Here is a 25829-nt window from a genome sequence, read left to right on the forward strand (position 1 = left end):
CCGGGATATTTTTGGAACGGTCAAGGAAAACGGGTATAGGCAATATAACACCGCGTATGTGGAAATACCGAAAAAGTAAGGTAAAAGTGAGCTGGCTGCAGCGGTGGCTTTCTACCTCACCTGCGCTGATGGTGAATGGGGTGCGGAAGTTTACGATTGTGCTTCTGACAGGGCAGCAGGCCTCCATTGTTTTTGATGTTGCGGTGGATATGGTGGAGCAGTGTCCGGCCCTGAAAAAGAGAATCAGATCGGTACTCTTTCAGAAACGGCTAGTATATACACCGCTCAACAGCTTTTATCAGGTACTCTCGGCTGAAGCCTATACCAAGCATGGACTGAATGTGCATGGTGTAGTGTTTGATGAACTGCATGCCCAGCCAACAAGGGAACTGTACGATGTTATGACAAAAGTTCCGGTGATGACCGGATGCAGCCATTGTTTTTCCTCATAACGACTGCAGGGACTGACCGCAACAGCATCTGCTGGGAGATCCACCAAAAGGCGGATGATATTTTAAAGGGGCGGAAAATCGACCCTACTTTTTATCCTGTCATCTACGGCATTGATGATAATGACGACTGGACAGATGAAAGAAACTGGTACAAAGCTAACCCATCCTTGGGTGTGACGGTGGATATAGATAAGATGAGGGATGCCTTTAACAGCGCCAAAGATAATCCAGCGGATGAAAATCTGTTCCGGCAGCTTCGTTTGAACCAATGGGTGAAGCAGTCGGTCAGATGGATGCAGATGGACAAATGGGATGCTTGCACTTTTCCCGTTAATGCGGAGGAACTCCGAGGGCAAATTTGCTATGGGGGCTTAGACTTATCCTCTACGACAGACATAACTGCCTTCGTGCTGGTATTTCCACCGGAGGCGGAGGAGGACAAGTATCAGGTGCTACCCTTTTTCTGGATTCCGGAGGAGAACCTTCAGATTCGGGTGCGGCGTGACTATGTGCCCTATGATGTGTGGGAAAGACAGGGATATCTTAAAACCACTGAGGGTAACGTAGTGCACTATGGCTTTATCGAAGCCTTTATTGAAGAACTGGGCACCAAATATAACATCAAAGAAATTGCCTTTGACCGCTGGGGGGCGGTCCAGATGGTGCAAAACCTTGAGGACATGGGCTTTACGGTAGTGCCCTTCGGGCAAGGGTATAAGGATATGTCACCGCCCACCAAGGAACTTATGAAGCTGGTATTGGAAGGAAAAATCGCTCATGGCGGACACCCGGTGCTGCGCAGGATGATGGACAATGTCTATGTTAAAACCGACCCGGCAGGCAATATCAAGCCGGACAAAGAAAAAAGCACTGAGCGTGTTGACGGTGCTGTTGCGCTTATAATGGCTCTCGATAGAGCAGTTAGGCATCAGAAAAGAGGGTCTGTGTATGACAACAGAGGGATTCTTGTGCTATAGAATTTTTATTTGTTAATTTCCTCTATTTTTCGAACAACCCTCATGGTAGCATTTCCAACATATTTGTAAACAGTGGCTGATGTTACAAATTCAGCAGAGCAGGATTTTGGCATGTCTTTTTGCGTATCGGGCTGATAGCCAAAAGGTTCTAAGATAGTTTTTACCATCCGTCCCAGTGCCTGTTTTGTGAAATTATCAGTTAAATCAAAAGTAGGTGATGGGAGATTTTTATAATAATTTTCTACTTCTTGAATGCAGGCAGATAAAGCTGGTTTGTCTGCTTCGGTTGCGTCTATCATTGCGATAATGTTATCGTCCTTTGACAGGATGTTTTCAAAAATATGGATTGCTTCCGGATTGCCGTCATATTTTTTACAGTTTGGGTTTTGGGCAATAAAATCCCTAAATGATGCTTTCATAGGTTATCCCTCCTAAAAAAGATTTTTACATATGTATTATGACATATGTAAAAATAAATGTCAACACTATAGAAAAACTTTAATTTATTTTTTATTGAAGATTTGAGGCTTCAGGTATAAATATTCTAAGTCCCTTCATCGTTGCTGTTGTATTTTACGAAGAATATTGCTATAATAATAACAGCAAAAGGAAAGGGAGATTTATTATGCCTAACATTAAGCCGATTTCCGATTTAAGGAATTACAATGAAGTGTTGCGCAGCATAGAGGAGGGTTCACCGGTCTTTTTAACAAAAAATGGCCGTGGCCGCTATGTTGTTATGGATATGCAGGAATATGAAAAAATGCAGGCAAAATTAAAATTGCTTACTGAACTTGCTAAAGGTGAAAAGGCAGGGCAAGAAAATGGATGGCTAACCATTGATGAACTAGAAGCATCCCTGGGGGTAACGAATGGTTAATCTTAAAATTTCGCCCAAAGCGCAAAAGGATATGCTGGAGATAAAAGAATATATTTCCGAGGAATTAGGTAATCCTACAGCAGCAACAAATGTGCTGGCCAAAATCACCAAACGATTCAGAGATCTTATAGAATTCCCGTTGATTGAAGCGCCCTTGTCCTCTGTTATTAAAATTGAAACAAGCTATCGTTACCTTGTATGTGGGCAATATACAGCTTTTTACCGTTATGAAAATGATACTGTATATGTGGACAGAGTGCTATATGGCAGACGAGATTTTATGCGAATCCTCTTTGGGGATGTTGCAGAGGAAGAAGACAACTGATTATCAAATATAAAATTTTGATTGGTAAGAGCATCGCTTAGACGGTGCTTTTTTTATGCCTTTTTTTCAGGAGGAACGAGAATGAAACTATCGATATTATCAAGATTTTTTCAACCAAGAGCAGGTCCTAACGACAGGCGGGACAGTCCCATAAGTAACAAGCTTAAGGCATTCCTTCTGGGAGAGGATATCGGTACAGGTATGGTTTCTATTGCAGGTGTCAGGGTAAATGAGGAAACCGCAATGCGCGTAACTGGCGTTTATGCCTGTGTCCGAGTGATTGCCGAAACGGTGGCCAGCCTGCCCCTGCCCTTGTATAGAAGGCATGACCGGGGCAAGGAAAAGGTTACTACCCATCCTTTATATTCAATACTTCAAGATATGCCCAATCCGGAGATGACCAGCTTTACTTTCCGGGAGGTGCTAATGACCCAGCTTTTATTGTGGGGAAACGCTTATGCGCAGATAGAACGGGGTAAGGGCGGACAGGTGATGGAACTATGGCCGTTTTCGCCCGCAGGCATGGAGATCATCCGGGATGAGAAAACCAAGCAGCTGGTTTACAGGTATACAGAAGGTATGAAAACCACTGAGTACAAGCCTGAACAAATATTCCATATTCCGGGTTTAGGCTTTGACGGGGTGAAAGGTTTATCTCCAATTGCCATGGCGAGAGAAGCCATCGGGCTTGCGCTGGCGACCGAAGAATTCGGCGCGAGGTTTTTCGGCAACAGGGCGCGCCCGGGAGGAATCCTTGAGCATCCAGGGGTGGTAAAGGACCCGGAGAAGCTGAGAAAATCTTGGGAGGAGGTATATAAAGGGCTTCAGAACTCCCACAAGATAGCAGTTCTTGAGGAGGGCATGAAATACCATGAAATCGGCATACTGCCGGAGGATGCACAGTTTCTTGAAACCCGCAAATTCCAGCTTAACGAAATTTGCAGGCTTTTTAGGGTACCACCCCACCTTGTAGGAGACTTGGAGAGGGCCACCTTCTCAAATATCGAGCATCAGAGCATCGACTTTGTGGTGCATACCATCAGGCCATGGCTGGTGCGCTGGGAACAGGCTATTATAAAAAGCCTGCTGCTGCCCGAGGAAAGGAAGCTGTATTTTCCCAGATTCAACGTTGACGGACTTTTAAGAGGCGACTTCAAAACAAGGATGGAAGGCTATGCCATTGGCCGCCAGAACGGCTGGTAAAGCGCCAACGACATCCGCGAGTTGGAGGATATGAACCCTATACCTGAGGAAGCAGGCGGCGACCTTTACCTTGTGAACGGCAATATGCTGCCAGTCTCTCTGGTAGGTAGTAAAAAAGAGGGAGGTGAAAACTTAAATAGACAAACAGAAAAGCAAGCAGGCGCAAACCAGCGCAGCTGGAGAGAAGAACGGTATCCATGACGGAGCTCAGGGTACTTAGCGAGGGTGATGAAGAAGCGACAAAGCCCATCATTGAGGGCCATGCCGCTGCTTTCAACCAGTGGTAGGAGGAGCTTGGCGGCGTGTTTCCCTTCCGGGAAAAGGTAATGCCGGGTGCCTTCAAGGAGACCATTCAGGTGGATGACATCCGGGCGCTGTTTAATCATGATCCAAACTATGTGCTGGGCAGGAACCGTTCAGGCACCCTTGAACTCAAGGAAACGCAAAAGGGGCTGATGGTAAGGATAACACCTTCGGAAACGCAGCGGGCCCGAGACCTTTTAGTCAGCATAGACCGAGGAGACATTTCGCAAATGTCCTTCGGTTTTTTAGTTATTGAGGACCGTTGGGGCACCGAGGACGGCGGTGATATCAGGGAGCTTCACAAGGTAAAGCTTTTTGACGTTTCTCCGGTAACCTTTCCTGTATACCCCCAGACCGATGTCGGCGTGAGAGGCGCCCTTTTAAGCTATGAGAGGCATTTAAAGGAATTGTTCGAGGCAGCAGAGTCTCGCGCAAGGCAGCGGTTGGAACTGAGAAAACGGAAAATAGAATTACTTTGATAGGAGGTATTCTAAACATGAACAAAATTAAAGAAATGGAAGCACGTAAAAAGGATGCAAGGCTTAAGGCCCTTGCCATCTTTGAAAAGGCTCAGGCTGAAGGTCGCTTTCTGACTGAGGAAGAGGAAAAGCAGGTAAGGCAGCTTGAGGAGGAAATGAAAAGGTGGGACGACACAATTGCGCACACCAGGGCGCTGATGGAGGAAGAGGAGCAGCCGGAGGAAAGGGACATGGAGCCTGCAAGGCCCAATCCCAAGGCGGCGGTAGCTTTAGGAGAGCATCGCTTTGCCAGCTTCGGCGAGCAGATGTTGGCTGCGTACAGGGCGGCAGCACCAGATGGTCGCATTGACCCAAGGCTTACCACAAGAGCCGCCAGCGGTCTTTCCGAGAGTGTGCCCTCTGACAACGGTTTTCTGGTGCAGCAAGACTTTGTCACTGAGCTTTTAAAGCGTACCTATGAGACGGGGGTTCTTGCTTCAAGAGTCAGCAAGATTCCGCTTTCCACCAATGCTAACGGGCTGAAAATCAATGGCGTAGACAAGACAAGCCGCGCCAACGGCGCACGCTGGGGCGGCATTCAGACCTACTGGGAGAATGAAGCCGACCAGCTTATCGTGTCAAAGCCAAAATTCAGAGTGATAGATTTGTTCCTGAAGAAATTGACCGGCCTTTGCTACGCAACCGACGAGCTCCTGCAGGATGCGGCAGCCTTGGAGAGTGTACTCCGTCAGGGCTTTGCCGAGGAATTCGGCTTTAAGATAGATGATGCCATCCTGACAGGTACCGGTACCGGGCAGCCCCTTGGCATTCTGAATAGCGATGTCTTGGTTGAAGGTACTGAAGGAAAGCGGGCAGACTGAGCTCTTAAAAGTAGAAAACCTATTCAATGTGGACAAGACTCTGGGGTAGAAGTAGGACAAATGCTGTGTGGTATATCAATCAGGAGATTGAGCCGCTCTTATTTACCATGAAAATCGGTAATGTGCCGGTATATATCCCGGCAGGTGGACTTTCGGAAGCACCTTATGCGACACTTTTCGGAAGACCGGTAGTGCCTCTTGAACAGTGCTCGGCAGAAGGTGAGGTGGGAGACATCATCCTGGCGGAAATGTCCCAGTACCTTTTAATCGACAAGGGCGGTATCAATGCGGCTTCCTCCATCCATGTAAGGTTCCTGTATGACAAGAACGTTTACAGGTTTATTTACAGGGTAGACGGGCAGTCCATCTGGAACAAGCCCTTGCAGCCATATAAGGACAGCGCGTCAGTATCGCCCTTTGTGGCGCTTGCCAGCAGAAAATAATAGTAGTGAGTAGAGAAATCCGCTTGTCACATTGATAAGCGGATTTCTCATAAGCAAAGGAGGAGATTTCAATGTATAAACCATATCATGTAGTCAATGCACTGTCCCCTGCGGCAGATGCTTTTGCCGGTACGGTTTTTACCGACGTTATAAACCTCAGAAATTGGGAGTATGTCAGCTTTCTGATTCAGTGCGGCGCAGGCGTGGTTGGAACCTCTACCATTACTGTGGAGGCTTGTGACGATACACCCCCCACCAACACAGGAGCAATTCCCTTTACATATTAGGAATGTATTTTTGGAGATACCTTCAGCGAAGTGAGACAGGCAGAAGCTTCTGGTTTTACAACTGCTGCAGCGGTTAATAAGGTATACAAAATCGAGGTGGATGCCCAGGCTCTTGCAAAATCAGGTTACAGCTATGTGCGCCTGAAATCGGTGGAGGTTACCGATGATCCGGAAGTCGGTGGCGTTATTGCCCTTCTGACCGGAGAAAGGTATGTGCAGGAGGTCAGCGACTCGGTTTTAGTTTAATACAGGCGGTGAAGGCAAATGAATTTAATATTGATAGAAGGGCCTGAGCTTGAGCCTGTATCCTTAGAGGAAGCTAAGTTGCACTTGAGGGTGGATGGGACAGAGGAGGATGCACTCATATCCGCCCTCATTTCCACCGCCCGGGAATTTTGTGAGAGCTTTACCGGCAGAAGCCTTGCACTGCAGACCTTTGAATATATTTCCGGGCCCTTTTTTCAAGCTTTGGCATCATCAAGCTGCCTATGCCGCCGCTTGTCGAATTGGTTTTCTTCAAGTACTTCAACACTTATGTGGAGGAGATAACGCTGACAGAGGACTTAAAAGCCTGGAGCCCGCTGTTTTATGCCCTATACCTGCCACAGGCTGGCCGCTGGACTGTGCGCTACGGTCGGACGCAGTTAAAATACGATTTAAGGCGGGCTACAGCGAGGTGCCCAAAAGCATAAAACAGGCCATGCTGCTTTTAATCGGCCATTTTTATGAGCACAGGGAAGCGGTCAACATAGGCGGTGGTACGGTCGGAGGCGGCGAAATAAAGGAGCTTCCGCTTGCGGTATCCTCACTGCTTCGACCCTTTTGGGTACCAAGGTGGTGATCTGGATGAGGATTGGTGAATTACGGCACAGGATTACACTGCAAAAATTAAACCCTTCAAGGGACAGTTTTGGTGCGGAGGACCCGGAATGGGTGGATGTTGCCACTGTATGGGCAGCCATTTACCCTATCTCCGGCCGAGAATATTTTGCCGCACAATAGGTTAATGCAGAAATTTCGATAAAAATCATCATACGTTATCGTACCGGAGTAGAATCGAAAATGCGAGTGACATATGGAGAACGTACCTTTGAAATTCTAGCGGTGATACACTTTCAGGAAAAGAAAAAGGAACTGCAGCTGATGTGTAGGGAGGTGGTGTGATGGCGAGGGCCTATTCGGCAAAGGCAAAGAAAATACCGCCAGTTTTGAAGGTGCCGAGGAGGTTATACAGATGTTAAAGGACATGGGCAAGGCTGCGGAGGAAGTTCTAGAGCAGGCGGCGGATGCAGGCGGAAGGTTAGCCATTCTTGAAGCGAAAAGACGGTGCCCGGTTAGGACAGGCCGCCTTAAAGAGAGCCTGCACTTACAAAACGGGAAAAAGACTGAAATAAAAGCAGATGTAAAATACAGCCAGGGAAAAAGGAGTATTATGGAACCTTCGTGGAACTTGGAACTAAACGGATGCCTGCACGCCCTTTTATGCGCCCTGCTGTAGATGAGAACAAAGAGAGGATTTCTGAAGCGGTGATAAAGGAAGTATCCAGGGCATTAGGGAGGATTCAGTAAATGAAGCTTGAGGAAGGTTTGTATGTGCATCTAAAAAATTATCCTGATCTTAAAAACCTTGTCGAGGATAGGATATATCCCCTTGTTATGCGCCAGAATTGCAAACTTTCAGCAATCACTTACCAGAAAGTATCAGGCAGCCGGCAGCACTGCCTGCAGAGAGATACCGGCTTTACCACGCCTGTGTATCAGATTTCCTGCTGGGCGCAAAATTACGCCCAATTAAAGGCTGTGAGTGAGCAGGTACGGTTAGCCTTGCAAAATTTTTCTGGGCTTATGGGTGGTGACGGAGGTGTAGAGGTTAACGCAATGCTTCTCCAAGGCGAGATGGAAGGCTTTGACCCAGATACAAAAATATATTACGCGAATTTTGACTTCGAGTTCCAATATATTGAGCCGATTTAATCCCCTCAAAATTGAGGAGATTAGGTTTTAAGAAGGGAGAGAAAAGACAATAGCCATATCAGGAAAGAGCGGGAAGTTTGTTATAGGGACAAATACAATGACGGAGATAAAGAACTGGTCTTTAGATCTTGAAAATGATAAAATAAGAATTGCGAAAAGTGGAAAATAAAAATGTACAAATTTGGGTTCTTTCCAAAATTAGTTGAAATCTAATAAATACATGATATAATAGAATGGTAAGAAAATTAGAAAAGAGGACTCTCAAATGGATGAATTTATTAAGATGCTGGATAAAAATTTAGAATATAAAAGCCATGAAATAATTGATGATACTATATATATCAAAGTGGAATCAAATAGAAAAGAATTAAAATGTCCTTTCTGTTGTCAAACATCTACAAAAGTTCATTCACATTATAAAAGAAGCTTTCAGGATCTTCCGATACAAGGCAAGAAAGTTATAGTTATTCTTAATAATAGAAAAATGTTTTGTACCAATCCGGATTGTCCAGTATTGTAAAGACTATATTATGAAAACTTTAAATCAAAAAGTTTCCGTGCCTTTACCTTTTATTCCAATGAAAAATGCTGATAAAACAGATACAATGAAAAATTCTGCAATTATTAATAAAAAGCTTACCTTAAAAGAAAAATATGAAAGAATAAATCTTCTTCTAATAAAAGGTTATAAAAAATCATACATATGCAAAAAATTAAACTTAGATTCACGCACATTTGATAAGCTAATAAATATGACAGATAAAGAAAGAGAAAAACTGTTTCAAACAAAAATGATGAAAAAGCACGAAGAAACTGTTGCAAGGAAACAAGAAAAAATTAACAAAGTACAAGAAATGTTCAAACATGGTTATTCAAAAGCAGCAATAGCAAGAGAAATAGGAATTGACAAACGTACAGTAAACAAATATCTTGATCCTAACTACTCTGCAGTGCATGCATCATACGGAGTCAAAAAACCAGGTAAATTAAGTCTATTTATAGATGAGATAAATTGTTATATTGAGCAAGGATATACATCAGCAAATATTGATGAGATAATTCGTAAAAAAAGGTTACAATGGTTCTATTTCCAGCATACGTCACTATATTAGCGAATGGAAACATCGTTACAAAAAGGAATATGATAAAGATAAATCTAATGATAATGGAGACAAAATTAGCGAACAAATAGAGCGCAAAAATTTAATAAAGTTGCTGTACAAACCTATCGAGGAAGTAAAAATGATTACTCAAGAGCAATTAGATAGAGTGTTTAATGAATATCCATTTTATACAAGTATATATCATCTTGTAAATGAATTTAGGGAAATACTATTAGAGAAAAATATTAGTAAATTAGAAGAATGGATAGATAAAGCCGATTCGTTAAAAATTCACGAAATAGAAAGTTTTGTGAAAGGGCTGGTAAAAGATATAGATGCTGTTAGAAATGCAATAATATATGATTTTAATAATGGTCTTGCGGAAGGCAGTGTCAATAAGCTTAAAGTAATTAAAAGAATTATGTATAGAAGGTGTAGCTTTGATACACTAAGAGCTAAAGTGCTTTGGTCTGAACATATGCACAAGATTAACTAATTTTGGAAAGAACCACTTTTATTTTACCATTAACATGCCAAATGAAGTTATCTATGAAACAACTATGACTGCGATTGTGCTGCCTATCTTTTTTTGAACTCAGCTTTTTTCCCTTTTGAAAGCTTGCCAGGGTGATTGGCGGTAGCCGTGATGCTTAATCCATTTATACATGTTATTAACGCTCTGTGCAGCTTGATATTTGGAGCGACGATTTTGATTGGAGACATCCTGCCTGTTATTGTGCTATTTACAGTGATGTGCTGTGGCAGCTTTGCGCTGGCAATGTGGAGACTCAAAAAGGAAACTGCCACTAATAGCAATCTACTATGACTTTAGTGTAGGCGGTACTGATGTGGGCTAGGCTGAAATTCACCTTAAGGAATAATGCTATCATAATGTTTGCATTCATATACAAGATATTATTAATTTTAATTTAAAAAAAGACAATGAAGAAAAAATGTTATATTCAGTAAAAAAAGATGTTTCCGTCAAAGCTGTGGGATAAGGTACTCTCAGAGGGAAAATATTATCCTGAACTTGTAGAACAGCATGAAGCCAAGGCTGGAGAATGGAATCAGAAATAAATTAAATTCAACATATTTGCTATTTATTTTGATAATATTTTGTGATATAATTTATTTAAATTAAATGAATAACGAGGCTGGGGTGCCGAAAGGCTGAGAAAGAGCCCATGCTCTTAACCCATTGAACCTGATATAGTTAGTACTATCGTAGGGAGCCTGAATTTTTTATAAAAGGTTCACTTACGTGAACTTTTATTTTTTAAGGGGGAATTATATGGTTTTAAACCTAAATGGAGATAAAGTTGTACTAGACAGTAACATAAGTTTATTAGAATTATTACAGCAAAAGGGTATAAATCCTGAAACAGTGGTTGTTGAATATAATTACAATATAGTCAAAAGGGAAGAATGGCCCAAAATAATATTAAAAGAAAATGACAACCTTGAAGTTATAAGATTTGTAGGAGGTGGTTGATATGCCTGATAAATTAATAATTGGCGGCAAACAAATAACAAACAGATTGTTTATAGGGACAGGTAAATTTCCTGACGACAGGCTTATACCGGAGGTGATTAAAAGGTCAGGTGCACAAGTTGTTACAGTTGCTGTAAGAAGAGTAGATTTTGGTAAGACACAGGAAGATATGATAAATTATATACCTGATGATTGTATTTTGATGCCTAATACATCTGGTGCTAGAAATGCGGAAGAAGCAGTAAGGATTGCAAGGCTTGCAAGGGCTATAGGAGCAGGCAATTGGATTAAAATTGAGATTATTTCTGACAATAAATACCTGTTACCTGATAACATAGAAACTATTAAAGCTACAGAAGTCCTTGCAAATGAAGGGTTTACAGTATTGCCTTATGTAAGCCCTGACCTTATTGTTGCCAGAAAGTTAAAAAATGCAGGCGCTGCTGCAGTAATGCCGCTTGGTGCGCCGATCGGCACAAACAGGGGACTTAAAACAAAAGAACTTATCCAGATATTAATAGATGAAATAGACCTTCCGATTATTGTTGATGCAGGAATAGGTAAGCCACATGAAGCATGTGAAGCAATGGAAATGGGAGCAGCTGCCGTTCTTGTAAATACAGCGATTGCGACAGCCGGCGACCCTGCACTTATGGCTGAAGCTTTTAGCAATGCTGTAAAAGCGGGGAGAATGGCATTTGTTTCAGGTGCAGGTACTGTAAAGAAGTATGCTGAGGCATCATCGCCGCTTACAGGATTTTTAAATTTATAAAAGAAGGTAATGTATATGAGCTTTTACAATGAATTTTTAAAATATAGAAACTTTGATTTTGAGGTTGTTTTAAATAGTGTTTCAGATTATGATGTAGAAAGAGTGTTATATAAAGATAAACTTGATATACAGGACTTTCTTACACTTTTATCACCAAATGCTGAAAAATATCTTGAGCCTATGGCACAAAAGGCTCATAGATTAACAGCACAAAATTTTGGTAAAGTAATTCTTCTTTATATTCCAATGTATCTTGCAAATTTCTGCGTCAATAGATGTGCTTATTGTGGGTACAATGTAGACAACAGGATAAAAAGAAGCGTTATGCCTCTTGCTGATGTAAAGAGAGAAGCCGAATTAATAAGCAGTAAAGGTTTCAGACATATATTAATATTAACAGGCGAATCGAGGATAAAAAGCCCTGTATCATACATAAAGGATTGTACTAATATTCTGAAGGAATATTTTTCGTCCATCTGTATAGAAATTTATCCTCTGGAAAGAGATGAATATAAAGAATTGATTTACGCAGGTGTTGATTCGCTTACAATATACCAGGAAACATATGACGAGAAAATATATGATGATATTCATTTATCGGGTCCGAAGAAAAATTACAGGTACCGCCTTGAAGCACCAGACAGAGCATGTGATGCAGGAATGAGAAGTGTTAATATTGGAGCACTTCTGGGCTTAAACGATTGGAGAAAAGATGCATTTTATACGGCACTACATGCAAAATATTTGCAAGATACCTATAATGATGTTGACGTAAGTGTATCTGTGCCGAGAATAAGGCCGCATGTAGGTGCATTTCAACCAAAGTCGGTTATATCGGATAAAAACCTTGTTCAAATTATCTTAGCATTGAGGCTTTTTATGCCAAGGGTTGGTATAACTTTATCTACACGAGAAAGTCCAAGTTTAAGAGATAATCTACTGCCACTTGGCATAACGAAATTTTCAGCGGAGTCATCAACTAAAGTTGGTGGATATCTTGAGAATGAAGAATATAAAGATGCGGGTCAATTTGAGGTATCAGATAAAAGAAATTTAGAGGAAATAATTAAAGTAATTCGCAGTAAAGGCTATCAACCAATTTTCAAAGATTGGGAAGGTGTTTTATAGATTTGGGGTGTAATTATGAAGCAAAATATCCTTGATACAGATATTTACTGCATAACTGCTGAAGAATATTCCAAGGGAAGAAGCAATATTCAAGTAGTCAAAGAAATGATAGATGCTGGTATCAAAATAATTCAATACAGAGAAAAAGAAAAGAAAAAGCTTTATAAGTATAATGAATGCGTAGAGCTTCGCAAAATGACTTTGGATGCAGGTGTAATTTTTATAATAGATGATGATGTAGACTTGGCATTAGCTGTTAAGGCAGATGGTGTTCATATTGGACAGGAAGATATGCCTATCAGTAAAGTAAGGGAACTTGTTGGGAATGACATGATTATAGGGCTTTCAACACATTCACCGGAACAGGCCGTAAGTGCAGTAAAAAATGGAGCTGATTACATAGGTGTTGGCCCTATATTTCCTACAAAGACTAAGAAAGATGTATGTAATGCGGTTGGGCTTGAGTACCTTGATTTTGTTGTTAAAAATATTGATATACCATTTGTTGCAATAGGTGGAATAAAAGAACATAATATCTACGAAGTAAAAAAACACGGGGCAAAGTGTATAGCTTTAGTAACTGAAATAGTTGGTGCTGATGACATAAAGGGGAAAATTAATAATTTAAGAGCTATACTGGGTGGTGTTTAATATATTTAAATATTTAATAGCTTTTATTATTGTAGTAATTGTATATTTTATCGCTGACTTGCTATTTAGTTTAATTTTTCACGAGAAAATACAAGAAATATACAGGAAAAGAGAACGGAAATACATATTTTATTATTTTTTAATTTTAGTTATTTCATTTTTTATAGCTTATGCAATATTTCCTAATATTTTTTCGATGATTTAATGATATAAAATGACCTTGACAAATATTTGTATAAAGCAGTATGATACAGGCCTGTTAAAAAATAGTACGTAAGAAAAAAAGCACTTCTGTATATAATTTAGGAAGTGCTTTTTTTTATGAAAGAGGGTGTAGATGTATTCTGCTCTAAAACCTCAAAATATTTTTATTTAAGGCTTAACAGGAATTTTGTTTGCTAACATTTTGCTAACATAATAGATAAAAATGCTTAAAAAGTACTTCTGCCAACTCTTAATCAGCGGGTCATGGGTTCGAGTCCCTGATGGCGCACCATTTTAATATGCGGATGTGGTGGAACTGGCAAACACGCTAGACTTAGGATCTAGTGGGGGGGTCAAATTCCTTCATCCGCACCAAAAAACAATGAATACATATTCCAATATTTATATCCTTTAAAACAGGGTTACTGATCGAAATTTGAAGAAAGGAATATCAGTAAGATGAGAGAAAATTCAATAGAGTTTTTAGCTAATGTAAATGCAAAAAAGTACGTTTAAAACAAAACTTGTTAAATGTACTTTTTTATACTATATAAAATAAAAGATATATAAACTCTAGTGGAAATCAATATGTTGCATTATTTATGAAAATTTTTTCATCTATTGTTTTTTTTTAGTAAAACATCTATAATTAGAGTTGATATAATTTTTCAAATATAAGGGGGTTTTTATAATGAATCTAATACTATTAGCTCCATTAGGTTCAATAATTGCACTATTGTATGCTGCTTACCTTGCTTATTCTGTTCTCAAAAGAGACGAAGGTACGGAACAAATGAGAAAAGTTGCCGCGGCTATACGAGAAGGTGCTAATGCTTACCTAAAGAGGCAATATACGGGTGTCGCACTATTTTTTATTGTTATGTTTATAATTCTCTTAACACTTTCTTTCTTGAATTATTTAAATCCTTTCGTTCCATTTGCATTTTTAACTGGTGGTTTCTTCTCAGGTTTATCCGGATTTTTTGGAATGAAAATTGCTACATATGCTAATGCAAGAACTACAAATGCAGCAAAAAGCAGTTTGAACAGTGGCTTAAGGGTTGCGTTTTCTAGCGGTGCTGTAATGGGTTTCGTAGTAGTTGGTTTAGGACTTTTTGATTTAAGTGCATGGTTTTTTATTTTGAAATGGTTTTTTAGGAATTTAGACCAAGCTGCACAAATACAAAATATTACAAGCTCAATGCTGACATTTGGAATGGGCGCAAGTTCTATGGCGCTATTTGCCCGTGTTGGTGGCGGAATTTACACAAAGGCTGCCGACGTAGGTGCAGATTTAGTAGGTAAGGTTGAAGCAGGCATTCCTGAAGATGACCCGAGAAATCCTGCAGTTATAGCAGATAATGTCGGTGATAACGTTGGTGATGTTGCTGGAATGGGTGCAGACTTATATGAATCATATGTAGGGTCAATAGTATCTACAAGTGCTTTGGCTGTTGCCGCGGGATTAGGCTTAAGTGGTGTTACTATACCAATGACAATGGCGGCGGTAGGTATTTTATCTTCGATTATAGGTACCTTTTTTGTTCGCTCGGGTGAGAAAGTTGATCAAAAAGTTCTTCTTTCTGCATTGCGAAATGGAACGTATCTAAGTGCAATATTAATTGCAATTATCTCATATTTCTTGGTTGAGAACGTATTGGGAAGCAAACACATTGGAGTTTACTTTGCTATATTAAGCGGACTGATAGCAGGTATATTAATAGGATTTTTTACAGAGTATTTTACATCAGATACATATAAACCGACAAAAGAACTATCTGAAACAGCTCTTACTGGCCCTGCTACAGTTATAATAGGTGGTTTATCATTGGGAATGTTTTCGACAGTGGTTCCTGTTATAATAGTTGGAATAGCAATAGCTGCGAGTTATTACCTTGCTGGTGGTGCATCAAGTTTTAATTTGGGTTTATACGGTGTTGGTATTTCTGCAGTTGGAATGCTTAGTACATTAGGAATCACGTTAGCTACTGATGCATATGGCCCTGTCGCAGATAATGCTGGTGGTATTGCTGAAATGACTGAATTAGATCCAGAGGTAAGAAAGCGCACAGATGCACTTGATTCTCTCGGAAATACCACAGCTGCAACAGGCAAGGGATTTGCAATCGGATCTGCTGCATTAACAGCACTTGCATTAATTGCTGCGTATAGAGATGAAGTTGAGCTGATTGCCAAAAAGGAAGGATTAAATTTCTCATTTAATCTAACATTAGTTAATCCACCAGTATTAATAGGCTTATTTATTGGAGGTATGCTTCCATTCCTCTTTTCTTCAATGACAATGAAGGCTGTTGGTAGAGCGGCACAGAAGATAGTTTTTGAAGTAAGAAGACAATTTAGAGAAATAAAAGGCCTCATGGAGGGTACCGCAAAACCAGATTATGCAGCATGTGTTGATATTTGCACGAGAGCAGCACAAAAGGAAATGGTAGCACCAGCTCTTATAGCTATAGTAGCTCCTATTTTGGTTGGTATATTTTTAGGAGTGAATGGTGTAGCTGGCATGCTTGCAGGTGCAACCGTAACAGGATTTACCCTTGCTGTAATGATGGCAAATTCAGGTGGCGCATGGGATAACGCCAAGAAATATATTGAAGCTGGTAATTACGGCGGTAAAGGCTCTGAAAGCCACAAAGCAGCGGTTGTCGGTGATACGGTTGGCGATCCATTTAAAGATACATCTGGCCCATCATTAAATATCCTTATTAAGCTTCTCTCTATGGTATCAATAGTATTTGCAACATTAATATTGCACATTTCTCTTATGTAATTAACATAAATAATGGCCAGACTCTTTAGCTCAATATGCTAAAAGGTCTGGCATATTTATTTCTAAATTTTTTGGTAGTCATATTTGGAATAATCAATATTTACCATTAAATTTAAAAACATATAAAAAAAGTAGTATAATGGAATCAGATAATCATTCATTATGGAGGTCTTAGTCGATGAATTGGAATGAGATAAGAGAAAAGGCAAGACAAAATATGAAAGGATACTGTAGAGCTTGTAAAAGATGCGATGGTATTGCATGTGCTGGTGAAGTTCCAGGAATGGGAGGTACCGGTACAGGAAATGGTTTTATTGCAAATATTGAAGCACTTGATAAATGGAAAGTAAAACTTAAGACTTTGCATGATGTTCTAAAACCTGATATAGATACAATATTTTTAGGTCACAAAGTAAATATGCCTATATTTGCTGCACCTATGACAGGTCTTAAAGGAAATGCAGGTGGTTATATTACGGAGAGAGAGTATGCGATGATGGCGGCAGAAGCCTGCAAAAGCGTAGGTACAATATATATGTCAGGTGATGCTAATGATCCTGATATGTATCCTGCAGGTATAGATGCTATAAAAAATACGAAAGTTTTTGGAATACCATTTAGCAAACCCAGGACTGTTGCTGAAATTATAGAAAAAGCGAGGATGGCAAAAGAATCCGGTGCTATAGCATTTGGTATTGATGTAGACGGTGCGGGTCTTATAATGATGATAAGAAGTGGACAATTTGTAGGTCCAAAATCTAAAAAGGAAATAAAAAAAATAGTTAATAATATTGAGTTACCACTTATATTAAAAGGTATAATGACACCGGAAGAAGCGGAAATTGCGGCAGAAGCGGGTGCAAAGGCTATAGTGGTATCAAATCACGGTGGTCGTGTTTTAGACTTTACAGATGGAACAGCAGATGTTCTCCCTGAAATAGTAAAAGCAGTAGGTGACAAAATAGAGGTATTAGTCGATGGTGGGATAAGATCAGGGATCGATGTCTTAAAGATGATTTCCTTAGGTGCAAAAGCAGTATTGATTGGAAGACCCTTGTTGATTGCTGCGCACGGTGGTGGAAAAGAAGCAATAGAATTTTACCTTAAAAAAGTTGCCGATGAATTATATCAAGCTATGATTTTAACGGGGTGCAAAAACTTAAAAAATACTCCTGAGGTTTATAGAGCCAGCTAAGTTTGACAGAATTAATTTATAAAAAAATGGCACATGTAGTGCCATTTTTTTATAAATATGATGTAAATTTTCAAAAAAATATAAAATAATTATTCACTTTGCTGATTCAATTTGATAAAATATGTTTATATATAAATAAAAAAATGTTAAGGGGGACATTGTAGTGAAAAACATTGTTATCTATGATTCAACATTAAGAGATGGTGCGCAAGCACAAGGTATATCTTTTACGGTAGCAGATAAAATAAAAATAGTTGAGCTACTGGATGATTTCGGAATAAGCTATATTGAAGCAGGCAATCCTGGTTCAAATCCGAAAGATATGGAGTTTTTTGAATGCATTAAAAACAAAAAGTTAAAGAATGCTAAAGTTATAGCATTTGGAAGTACGAGAAGAGCAAATATTCCAGTAGAAAATGACATTAATGTAAATTCTTTGCTTTATGCAGGCACAGATGCCGTTGCTATTTTCGGTAAGTCTTGGGATTTTCACGTCAAAGAAATATTAAAGACCACCCTTGATGAAAATCTCAAAATGATTTATGAAACTATTAAATTCTTTAAAGAAAATGGAAAAGAAGTTGTATTTGATGCCGAGCATTTTTTTGATGGATACATGGAAAATCCTGATTATGCATTAAAGACCCTTGAAGCTGCATATGATGCAGGGGTTGATAGTATTTGCCTCTGTGATACTAAAGGTGGAATGTTTCCATTTGATACCTTTAATATAACGAAAAAGGTTGTAGAAAAATTCAAATGCGATATTGGGATACACACACATAATGACAATGGTATGGCTGTTGCAAATGCTATAATAGCAGTAGAAGCTGGTGTAAAACAAATTCAAGGTACCATTAATGGATATGGTGAAAGGTGTGGCAATGCGAATTTATGCACAATAATACCAAATCTGCAACTGAAAAAGGGGATTAGATGTATTCCAGATGAAAATATGAAAAATATAACAACACTCGCAAGGCATGTAAGTGAGATTGCCAATGCTGCACCGAATGAAAGGGCACCATATGTTGGTAGAAGTGCATTTGCACATAAAGCAGGTATGCACTCAGATGCGGTTTGTAAAAATACAAAATCTTATGAACTTGTTGATCCAGAGGTTGTGGGCAACGAACGATTGCTTCTACTTTCAGAAGTAGCTGGTAGAAGTGCTATAATAGGAATCATAAATGAAGTTGACCCTACTATAAGTAGAGAATCTAAAGAAACCAAAATTATACTCGAAAAGTTAAAGGAAATGGAATTTAAAGGATATAAATATGAAGGTGCAGAAGGCTCATTAAAGCTCCTCATAAAAAAGGTTCTTGGCAAATATAAGCCATCATTTAAATTGATAGAGTTTAAAGTTATAGTCAATGAACCATCAATTGATGGCGTCAATTCTTCAGCACTTATAAAAGTAGAAGTTGATGGACAAGAGGAAATCACAGCATCTGAAGGCGATGGACCTGTTAATGCACTTGATAATGCTGTAAGAAAAGCCCTTGAAAGATTTTATCCCGAGATAAAAGAGATGAAACTAACCGATTATAAAGTAAGGGTATTAGATTCTGAATCTGCAACAGCCGCAAGAGTTAGAGTAATAATTGAATCATCTGATGGAAATGAAGTATGGAGTACAATAGGTGTTTCAACAGATATTATCGATGCAAGTTGGATAGCACTTGTTGATTCAATAGAGTATAAATTAAATAGATGTAATTGCATTCAAAGTAACGATGAAGTAAAATTATAAATATTTAGGTAGTTCTAGAGGTGATATCTTGAAAGAAATTTTTTACACACCATTTTATAGTAGAAGTAGAGATATTCTTATTTTGAAATGCATTGATGCACTCAAAAACGGGAAAAAAGCAATATATTTGCTTCCTTCCCGTGAAGTTATGTTTGATGTAAGAGAAAAATTCATGTCATATAATGGAGGGATTTCCGATATAAATATTTTTGGCTTTGATGACCTAGAAAAAATCATATGCAGTGATTTGATAAAGAAATTTACTATGATTAGTTTCGATGAAATAAATGAGATTTTAAAAAGCATAGTAAATAAAATATGTGATAAATCATACTATAACGATGTGAAAGATAAAATAGGGTTTATAAAATCTGTAAATGGATTTATAAAGGTTTTAAAAAGACATTTAATATCACCAGAAGATATTAAAAATATGTTAAATTGTTTTGGACCTATTCTGAAGAAAAAATGTAGTATTTTATCATCGATATACGAAGAATATGAAAATTATAAAAGCAAAAGAGAACTTATTGATATTGATGATATATCTATAAAAGCTCAAGAATTAGTAAATAAAAACAATTATTTTGAAAATGTCGGGGTAATAGTTATTGATGGATTTATAAATATAGACACGGTTAATAAAAATCTCATTGAAAGTATAATAAAATCCTTTTGTGATATAGATATTTATGCAAATATTCCTTTTAAAAATACTTATAATGAAGATTTCATTAGAGACGAAATACTAAAAGATTTATTGGAATTGGGATTCAACATAAATGAAAGAGAGTTTTACATTGTTAATGCAAATAAAAATTTAAAGAATATTGCTACACATCTTTATTCTGGTGAAACAATTGTAAATGAATATACCGATTCAATAAAAATATTAAATAGTCCTTCCATTGAACACGAGGTTAGAGAAGCAGGGAGAATCATCAAGAAGGAGATAGTTTTTAATAAAATTGATCCTGACAAAATTGCGATATATGTAAAGAATATTGATGATTATAAAGAAAAATTTATAGATATTTTTGATGAAATGGGTATACCGATAAAAATTAACCGTGGTATAAAACTTATTACAATGCCAATTGCAAATGATGTTTACAGTTTGCTTTCATATAAAATCAATAATGACCATGATAGTTTTATTAACATTATAGCGTCTAAATTTTTAGTACCATGTGTTATGCAAAAAGACACAAACTATAGCACGTGTGAAATTATCAAAGCTTGCGAAACAGCTATAAATATTGATGATAAAAATTATGAAGATAGTTTACTAAAGATTATAGAAAACAGTGAAAATTTAAATTTTGCTTATGATAATCTTAGAAAATATATAGATATTATTTATAATTTTAAAAATACGGATTATAACGATACAAAAGAATTAATGGAAGGGTTTTTGGATTTAATTGATAACTTAGACATTGCATCAAATATAAAGGCATTATATGATAATGGTATACTTACAGGCGATAGTTTCATAAAAAATATAAAAGCTTTAGAGACGATAAAACAAACCTTAAATAAAGAATTGTATATAAAAAAGGAATATGGGGATCCATCTAACGATAATATAAAAAGTCTACTAATTGATATTTTTAATTTGTTTTCAGATATAGAGATAAGCCAAAATATAGCGAACATCGATGGCGTAAGAATTTTAGATCCAGACCTTGCAAAAGGGCAATTTTATGATGTTGTATTTATCCTTGGCGTAAACGAAAGTATATTTCCTGTTGTAAAAGCTGCGAATCCTTTATTTGATATGGAGGATGAGGATAACCTTAAAAAACAAGGTATCAATATGTTTAGTCGTAGATGGGAGATGGAAAGAGATAAAATACGTTTTAATATATGTATTGCATCTGCTACAAAAAAGTTGTATATCTCATACCGCACATGTGATGAAGATGGCAGTTATATGATAAAATCACCTTTTGTAGAAGATTTGGAAACATTGATCAACGAAACTAATAAAGGGAAAATTATTACACCTATGGTTTATATGAAAGATAGGTTCATTTTTAGTAATGATTCAGCTAGCATGAATGAAGTATTATCATATGCTTTGGATTCAATATGGAATAAAAGAATTTGCACACAAAATATTCTATACAGCGGTGAAATAGAAAAAGATAATGATTTAAAAGAAATTTTATATTGTATTAATTATTCTGCAAATATTGAACATATGAGAAAAGAAAGTCAAAAATTAAATAATCACATGGGATTATTATCAAAAGAAATATTATCACATGATGATGACATGTGTTTTAGTGCATCACACCTAAATACATATACATTATGCCCATTTAAATATTTCTTAGAGACAGCATTGTGTATAGATATATATGATGAATCTTTAGTTGTCAAAAGAAATTTGGGGTCTTTTTGTCACAAAGCTCTAATGGAGTATTACAAGGATAACAGGGATTTATATGACTTTAACGAAGAAAGATTAAGAGAAATAATTGATACTAAGGTTAATGAACTTAATGACGGTAGTATTCCTGAAATAATATTTCATATCATGAAAGAAGAATTGTTTGAAGATTTGTCAGGATTTATAATGGATGATATAAGCAATAGAGAATATTTTTATAAAAAAGAAGGTTTAGAACTTATTCCGGTGATTTTTGAAAAGCAGTTTAAAATGAATGATCATTATGGTGGAAATATGATATACGGTAAAATTGATAGAGTAGACCTTGAGTGTGATATTAATGGTGAGTATACAGGAAGGTATGTTATTTATGATTATAAAACAAACGAAATAAAAGGTGTTAGAGATTGTGTGGAAGGAATGGACTTTCAATTGCCTACATACAAAATGGCTGTTGATGAGATTTTGAGTAATGAATATAATATAAAAAATCCAGAATGCATTGGACTTTTATATTACAGCATTAAAAAACTAAAAAGAAATGGTATAGTTAGATTCGATACAAAGAAAAAACTTTTTAAGGGGAATAGTGGCCCAAAAGACCTTGTTGCAAAAAACAATTTAGATATATTGATAAAATGGATAGAAAATATAGGAATTAGAGATATTGGTAAAATAAGAAATGGCATCTTTTGTCTTCCATATAATTGCCCTTATGAAGATTCTCCTTATAATTGCATATTTAAATCTATTTGTAGATATGATAAATATAATTTTACAGCAATGAAAAGAAGTGATAATAGTGATTGATAATATATGTCGAGAATATGATGTTAATACTGAACAGGCAGAAGCCCTTGATATACATAAAAATATAGCATTAAAAGCTGGTGCAGGCTCAGGGAAAACAAGGGTTTTAACTAAGAGGTATTTGAGACTTTTAAATGAAGTTTCCGATATAAAGATAGATAATATTGTTGCTATAACTTTTACGAAAAAAGCCGCATCGGAGATGAAAGAAAGAATAAGAAAAGAGATTTCTTTAAAAGCCAAAAATGCTGACAGCATTGAGAGAAAAAAATGGGTTGAATTTGAAAAAATGATATCATTAGCTAACATAGACACTATTCATGGGTTTTGTGAAAAAATGTTGAGAGATAATTTTGCAAAATCAGGTTTAGATCCTTTATTTACAATTATAGATGAATCTGAGTCTGAAACGGCGATATGCAAATATACAAAAATGGCAATAGAAGAATTAATTGATGATCCTAAATATAGCCAATTGCTAACACTCATAATGAGTAAATATTCATCTTCACTTATTAGAGATGGCATATTGGAAATGGGACTTATAAATTTACTAAAGCACGTAAAGGAAATTGGAATGGACTTAAATGATCTTAAATGTAATATTGATAATATAGATCACGATGCAACTAATGCCCTTGAGGCTATGGCATTAAAGCTGGTAAAGGTGATTGATAAAAAATATAGTATTTTTAAGCATGAGAGAAATTTGCTTGACTTTAATGACCTTGAAATATATACGGAGAAACTGCTTTCAGATGAAGATATTAGAGAATCCTATTTTAATAGGTACAAATATATACTTGTAGATGAATTTCAAGATATTAATCAAATACAAAAGCGTATACTATTAAGACTTACTTTAAAAAACGGTATAATTCCGCCGGGAAGACTTTTTATAGTTGGAGACCATAAGCAATCAATATATGGATTTAGAGGTACAGATTATAGGATATTAGAAGAATTTTGTGATATCATCAAGGAAAATGGGGAAATATTAAATCTATGTAACTGCTATAGAAGTACAAAAAACATAATCAACACGGTAAATTCAGTATTTGAAAATTTATTAAAACCATATGAGGAACTTAAATACATTGATGATAATGATATTTCCCCAAAGGTTGAACTTATTACATTAAAAAAGGAAAATATAAAAGATAAAAGCAACGAACGATTTCTAAAAATTAAAAAGCTTTTGCCAGATGAAAGCAAAGATAAAGAGTTATATGATGCATTAATGCAAGATATCGAAAAGGGAATATTAAAAAAGGACTACCAAGGGGAAATTATTGCAGGAAGAATTTTAAATCTTATCAAAGAAGGATTTTCATATAAAGATATAGCGATTCTCATAAGAAGCAGAAATGGTCTTGATACTATTGAGAATGCTCTATTGAAATATAAAATACCCTATTGCATAATTGGTGGAATAGGTTTTTGGGATAACCCTGAAATCATTGATATCATTTCACTATATAAACTTGTCTTTGATATATCTGATAAAATAGCTTTGTTAACTGTATTGAGGTCACCTATTTTTTGTTTTTCGGATGACAACATTTATAATCTAATGAGAATCTATAATAAAAATCAAAGAGATAATATATTAGATGCTATTAAAGAACTTATTGATGTTACCGAAAATGATAAAAGATGGATCATAAAAAGAGCTTATACTATATTTAAAGATATATCAAGACTCTATGGTGCTATTGGTGCATACGATATTTTTAAAGAAATCATATCAATAACGAATTATAAAAATCTATTAATATCTTTACCAAATGGCTTTCAAAAATTGAGGAATATTGAGAAACTTGAGAAAATTATCAAAGATTATACTGAAAAAGATATTTTTAGTGCAAGAGATCTCATATCATATTTAGACTCACTTGAAGAGACTTCTAGTATGGATTCTGAAGCCTTTTTAGATACTGAAGAAAGTGATGCGGTAAAAATACTTACAATACACGCCTCAAAAGGTCTTGAATTTGAAGCTGTTATAATACCTGATATGGATAAATCCATAGATAGTATAAGTAAAAGACAAAAACCATTATTTTTATTAAGTGACGACGGATGCATAAATGCAATAGGCTTAAATGATAATGGTGAATTGGATAAAGACGTGAATCCACAGTACAAAGAAGCATATGAGAACTTATTAAATAAAGAAAATCAAGAAAGCAGAAGGATTTTTTACGTTGCTGCAACAAGGGCGAAAAGATTTCTCGCATTTGTTGGCGAATTAAAAGAGGAAAGAAAAAGGATTGATTTAGATAGGGAGCCTATTCTTAATTCATTTATGAAGCAACTATTTTTCGCTATGGAAAGAAACAAATTGGATATAAATGTTATAGATGGTGATGGATTACTGCAAAGTATAAGTAGCGATGAAGGAATACAGAAAAAACTTAATGAAGATTTGCCATTATCCATTATTGAGAGAATTGATAAAGCAGCAAAAAATGACCTAATCAGAAATATACCACTAGAACCCAAAGGAAACATTAGCATAACTACATATATGGATTTTTGCAAATGCCCTAAACTGTATTACTATAAATATATTGCTTCATTAAATGACGATTATAAGGGAAATAGCGATGATATGAAGGATATTGGCGAATTTGATAGTATGTATATAAATGCCATTGATCGTGGCACGATTGTTCACAAAGTATTAGAGAATATTCGTGAAATAGATGAATTACAGAAAAGTAATTTAATTACTGACCAATTGAATCGATTCGAAAATGAAAATAAACTAAAAGAAAGTATAAGAAAATATATAGACAATTATTTTAAAATAGAAAAAAATATGAAACTAAAAAGTCGTGGAAAATTATTAAAATGTTTAAGAGAGTATCATTTTAGGGTTCCAATTAATAAAAACCTTAATTTGAATGGTGTAATAGATAGAATTGATATATATGAAAACAATGAAAACATTGAAGCGTATATTTATGATTATAAAACAAATAAAATAAACAATGATGAAGATATGAAAAAAGTAGTAGATTACTATAAAAAGCAGATTTGCGCATATTCTTATGCATTGAATAAATTAAATATAATTAACGGGTATAAACCGATATTAAAATGTGCCTATTTATACTTATTAGACTGTGCAAAATATGCAGAGGTAAATATTGATGATTCCTCAATATATGAAACATTAAGAGAAATAATAAAAGCATCACCATATTTATTAGGAATTAAAAAATTTGAAGACTATAATTGCATTAAAAGTGATAATTGTATTTTATGCAATTTTAAAAGAATTTGCTAAAAATAATTGCCTTTTTTGACCATATTATGGCATAATATAATTATATAA

The 25829-nt window shown here is 36.5% G+C and carries 27 protein-coding genes, 1 tRNA gene, 2 pseudogenes and 1 riboswitch; of the genes and pseudogenes, 29 read left to right on the forward strand and 1 reads right to left on the reverse strand.

Features of this window, described 5'->3' with window-relative positions; all coding sequences use genetic code 11:
* The first annotated feature begins 86 nt into the window (after nucleotides 1–86).
* On the forward strand, nucleotides 87–452 hold the full coding sequence (locus CPG45_RS18540) for a hypothetical protein (RefSeq protein ID WP_231968760.1): 366 nt from the start codon (nucleotides 87–89) through the stop codon (nucleotides 450–452).
* Nucleotides 428–1429: a terminase large subunit gene (locus CPG45_RS12630; protein ID WP_231968762.1), complete on the forward strand. Its 1002-nt coding sequence runs from the start codon at nucleotides 428–430 to the stop codon at nucleotides 1427–1429. The genes CPG45_RS18540 and CPG45_RS12630 overlap by 25 nt, the downstream gene beginning before the upstream one ends.
* A 5-nt stretch (nucleotides 1430–1434) precedes the next feature.
* Here the strand turns inward: CPG45_RS12630 and CPG45_RS12635 are convergent, their stop codons facing one another.
* On the reverse strand, nucleotides 1435–1848 hold the full coding sequence (locus tag CPG45_RS12635) for a hypothetical protein (RefSeq protein ID WP_094550260.1): 414 nt from the start codon (nucleotides 1846–1848) through the stop codon (nucleotides 1435–1437).
* A gap of 206 nt (nucleotides 1849–2054) precedes the next feature.
* Between CPG45_RS12635 and CPG45_RS12640 the strand changes: the two genes are divergently transcribed.
* The 27 genes and pseudogenes from CPG45_RS12640 (at nucleotide 2055) to CPG45_RS12755 (ending at nucleotide 25781) form a co-directional block, all read left to right on the forward strand.
* Entirely contained in the window at nucleotides 2055–2309 is a 255-nt protein-coding gene (locus tag CPG45_RS12640; RefSeq protein ID WP_094550259.1) for a type II toxin-antitoxin system prevent-host-death family antitoxin, read from the forward strand.
* A complete protein-coding gene (locus CPG45_RS12645) occupies nucleotides 2302–2634 on the forward strand; it encodes a type II toxin-antitoxin system RelE/ParE family toxin (RefSeq protein ID WP_096232264.1) in 333 nt (110 codons plus the stop codon). The genes CPG45_RS12640 and CPG45_RS12645 overlap by 8 nt, the downstream gene beginning before the upstream one ends.
* Nucleotides 2635–2715: 81 nt before the next feature.
* Nucleotides 2716–3837, forward strand: a complete 1122-nt coding sequence (locus tag CPG45_RS12650) for a phage portal protein (RefSeq protein ID WP_231968764.1) — start codon at nucleotides 2716–2718, stop codon at nucleotides 3835–3837.
* 302 nt (nucleotides 3838–4139) lie between these two features.
* Nucleotides 4140–4619, forward strand: a complete 480-nt coding sequence (locus CPG45_RS12655; RefSeq protein WP_197702814.1) for an HK97 family phage prohead protease — start codon at nucleotides 4140–4142, stop codon at nucleotides 4617–4619.
* Nucleotides 4620–4636: 17 nt separating this feature from the next.
* Complete coding sequence (locus CPG45_RS17950; protein ID WP_197702815.1) at nucleotides 4637–5479, forward strand: phage major capsid protein; 843 nt, start codon at nucleotides 4637–4639, stop codon at nucleotides 5477–5479.
* A 26-nt stretch (nucleotides 5480–5505) separates the two neighbouring features.
* On the forward strand, nucleotides 5506–5922 hold the full coding sequence (locus CPG45_RS17955; protein WP_255405062.1) for a phage major capsid protein: 417 nt from the start codon (nucleotides 5506–5508) through the stop codon (nucleotides 5920–5922).
* Between the two features lie 71 nt (nucleotides 5923–5993).
* On the forward strand, nucleotides 5994–6209 hold the full coding sequence (locus CPG45_RS12665; RefSeq protein WP_096232265.1) for a hypothetical protein: 216 nt from the start codon (nucleotides 5994–5996) through the stop codon (nucleotides 6207–6209).
* A gap of 30 nt (nucleotides 6210–6239) precedes the next feature.
* The gene (locus tag CPG45_RS12670; protein WP_096232266.1) at nucleotides 6240–6455 is read left to right on the forward strand and encodes a hypothetical protein; all 216 of its coding nucleotides are present in this window, start codon (nucleotides 6240–6242) and stop codon (nucleotides 6453–6455) included.
* An 18-nt stretch (nucleotides 6456–6473) separates the two neighbouring features.
* Nucleotides 6474–6758 (forward strand): head-tail connector protein, encoded by a 285-nt coding sequence (locus CPG45_RS12675; protein WP_096232267.1) that lies wholly within the window; start codon nucleotides 6474–6476, stop codon nucleotides 6756–6758.
* Entirely contained in the window at nucleotides 6646–7050 is a 405-nt protein-coding gene (locus tag CPG45_RS18270) for a head-tail connector protein (protein ID WP_350354072.1), read from the forward strand. The genes CPG45_RS12675 and CPG45_RS18270 overlap by 113 nt, the downstream gene beginning before the upstream one ends.
* A gap of 5 nt (nucleotides 7051–7055) precedes the next feature.
* A pseudogene (locus CPG45_RS18275) lies at nucleotides 7056–7373 on the forward strand (phage head closure protein).
* A 70-nt stretch (nucleotides 7374–7443) separates the two neighbouring features.
* Nucleotides 7444–7707: an HK97 gp10 family phage protein gene (locus CPG45_RS16895; protein ID WP_157732404.1), complete on the forward strand. Its 264-nt coding sequence runs from the start codon at nucleotides 7444–7446 to the stop codon at nucleotides 7705–7707.
* Nucleotides 7674–7778, forward strand: a complete 105-nt coding sequence (locus CPG45_RS18280; protein WP_350354073.1) for an HK97-gp10 family putative phage morphogenesis protein — start codon at nucleotides 7674–7676, stop codon at nucleotides 7776–7778. Before CPG45_RS16895 ends, CPG45_RS18280 begins: the two co-directional genes overlap by 34 nt.
* Nucleotides 7779–8183, forward strand: coding sequence for a tail completion protein gp17 (gene gp17, locus CPG45_RS12690; RefSeq protein ID WP_096232269.1), 405 nt, complete (start codon nucleotides 7779–7781; stop codon nucleotides 8181–8183).
* A gap of 283 nt (nucleotides 8184–8466) precedes the next feature.
* Nucleotides 8467–8691, forward strand: a pseudogene (locus tag CPG45_RS12695) (transposase family protein); the annotation flags it as partial.
* Between the two features lie 22 nt (nucleotides 8692–8713).
* Entirely contained in the window at nucleotides 8714–9295 is a 582-nt protein-coding gene (locus tag CPG45_RS12700; protein WP_096232270.1) for a hypothetical protein, read from the forward strand.
* Nucleotides 9291–9782, forward strand: a complete 492-nt coding sequence (locus CPG45_RS12705) for a transposase (RefSeq protein ID WP_255405177.1) — start codon at nucleotides 9291–9293, stop codon at nucleotides 9780–9782. The genes CPG45_RS12700 and CPG45_RS12705 overlap by 5 nt, the downstream gene beginning before the upstream one ends.
* 652 nt (nucleotides 9783–10434) lie before the next feature.
* Nucleotides 10435–10537, forward strand: a riboswitch (TPP riboswitch).
* A gap of 43 nt (nucleotides 10538–10580) precedes the next feature.
* The gene (thiS, locus tag CPG45_RS12710; protein WP_096232272.1) at nucleotides 10581–10781 is read left to right on the forward strand and encodes a sulfur carrier protein ThiS; all 201 of its coding nucleotides are present in this window, start codon (nucleotides 10581–10583) and stop codon (nucleotides 10779–10781) included.
* Between the two features lies 1 nt (nucleotide 10782).
* Nucleotides 10783–11553, forward strand: coding sequence for a thiazole synthase (locus CPG45_RS12715; protein WP_096232273.1), 771 nt, complete (start codon nucleotides 10783–10785; stop codon nucleotides 11551–11553).
* Nucleotides 11554–11568: 15 nt separating this feature from the next.
* On the forward strand, nucleotides 11569–12681 hold the full coding sequence (gene thiH, locus CPG45_RS12720) for a 2-iminoacetate synthase ThiH (protein ID WP_096232274.1): 1113 nt from the start codon (nucleotides 11569–11571) through the stop codon (nucleotides 12679–12681).
* Between the two features lie 15 nt (nucleotides 12682–12696).
* On the forward strand, nucleotides 12697–13332 hold the full coding sequence (thiE, locus tag CPG45_RS12725) for a thiamine phosphate synthase (protein ID WP_096232275.1): 636 nt from the start codon (nucleotides 12697–12699) through the stop codon (nucleotides 13330–13332).
* 505 nt (nucleotides 13333–13837) lie between these two features.
* A tRNA-Leu gene (locus tag CPG45_RS12730) sits at nucleotides 13838–13911 on the forward strand.
* Between the two features lie 316 nt (nucleotides 13912–14227).
* Nucleotides 14228–16327 carry a sodium-translocating pyrophosphatase gene (locus CPG45_RS12735; protein ID WP_096232276.1) on the forward strand — a complete coding sequence of 700 codons (2100 nt, stop codon included), beginning with the start codon at nucleotides 14228–14230 and terminating at the stop codon, nucleotides 16325–16327.
* Nucleotides 16328–16505: 178 nt separating this feature from the next.
* A complete protein-coding gene (locus CPG45_RS12740; protein ID WP_096232277.1) occupies nucleotides 16506–17522 on the forward strand; it encodes an alpha-hydroxy-acid oxidizing protein in 1017 nt (338 codons plus the stop codon).
* A gap of 163 nt (nucleotides 17523–17685) precedes the next feature.
* Nucleotides 17686–19278, forward strand: a complete 1593-nt coding sequence (gene cimA / locus CPG45_RS12745; RefSeq protein WP_096232278.1) for a citramalate synthase — start codon at nucleotides 17686–17688, stop codon at nucleotides 19276–19278.
* Between the two features lie 28 nt (nucleotides 19279–19306).
* Nucleotides 19307–22486, forward strand: a complete 3180-nt coding sequence (locus tag CPG45_RS12750) for a PD-(D/E)XK nuclease family protein (protein WP_231968766.1) — start codon at nucleotides 19307–19309, stop codon at nucleotides 22484–22486.
* On the forward strand, nucleotides 22479–25781 hold the full coding sequence (locus CPG45_RS12755) for a UvrD-helicase domain-containing protein (protein ID WP_096232280.1): 3303 nt from the start codon (nucleotides 22479–22481) through the stop codon (nucleotides 25779–25781). The genes CPG45_RS12750 and CPG45_RS12755 overlap by 8 nt, the downstream gene beginning before the upstream one ends.
* The last annotated feature ends 48 nt before the right edge of the window (nucleotides 25782–25829 follow it).

Origin of the sequence: Thermoanaerobacterium sp. RBIITD (assembly GCF_900205865.1) — a bacterium.
GTDB lineage: Bacteria > Bacillota > Thermoanaerobacteria > Thermoanaerobacterales > Thermoanaerobacteraceae > Thermoanaerobacterium.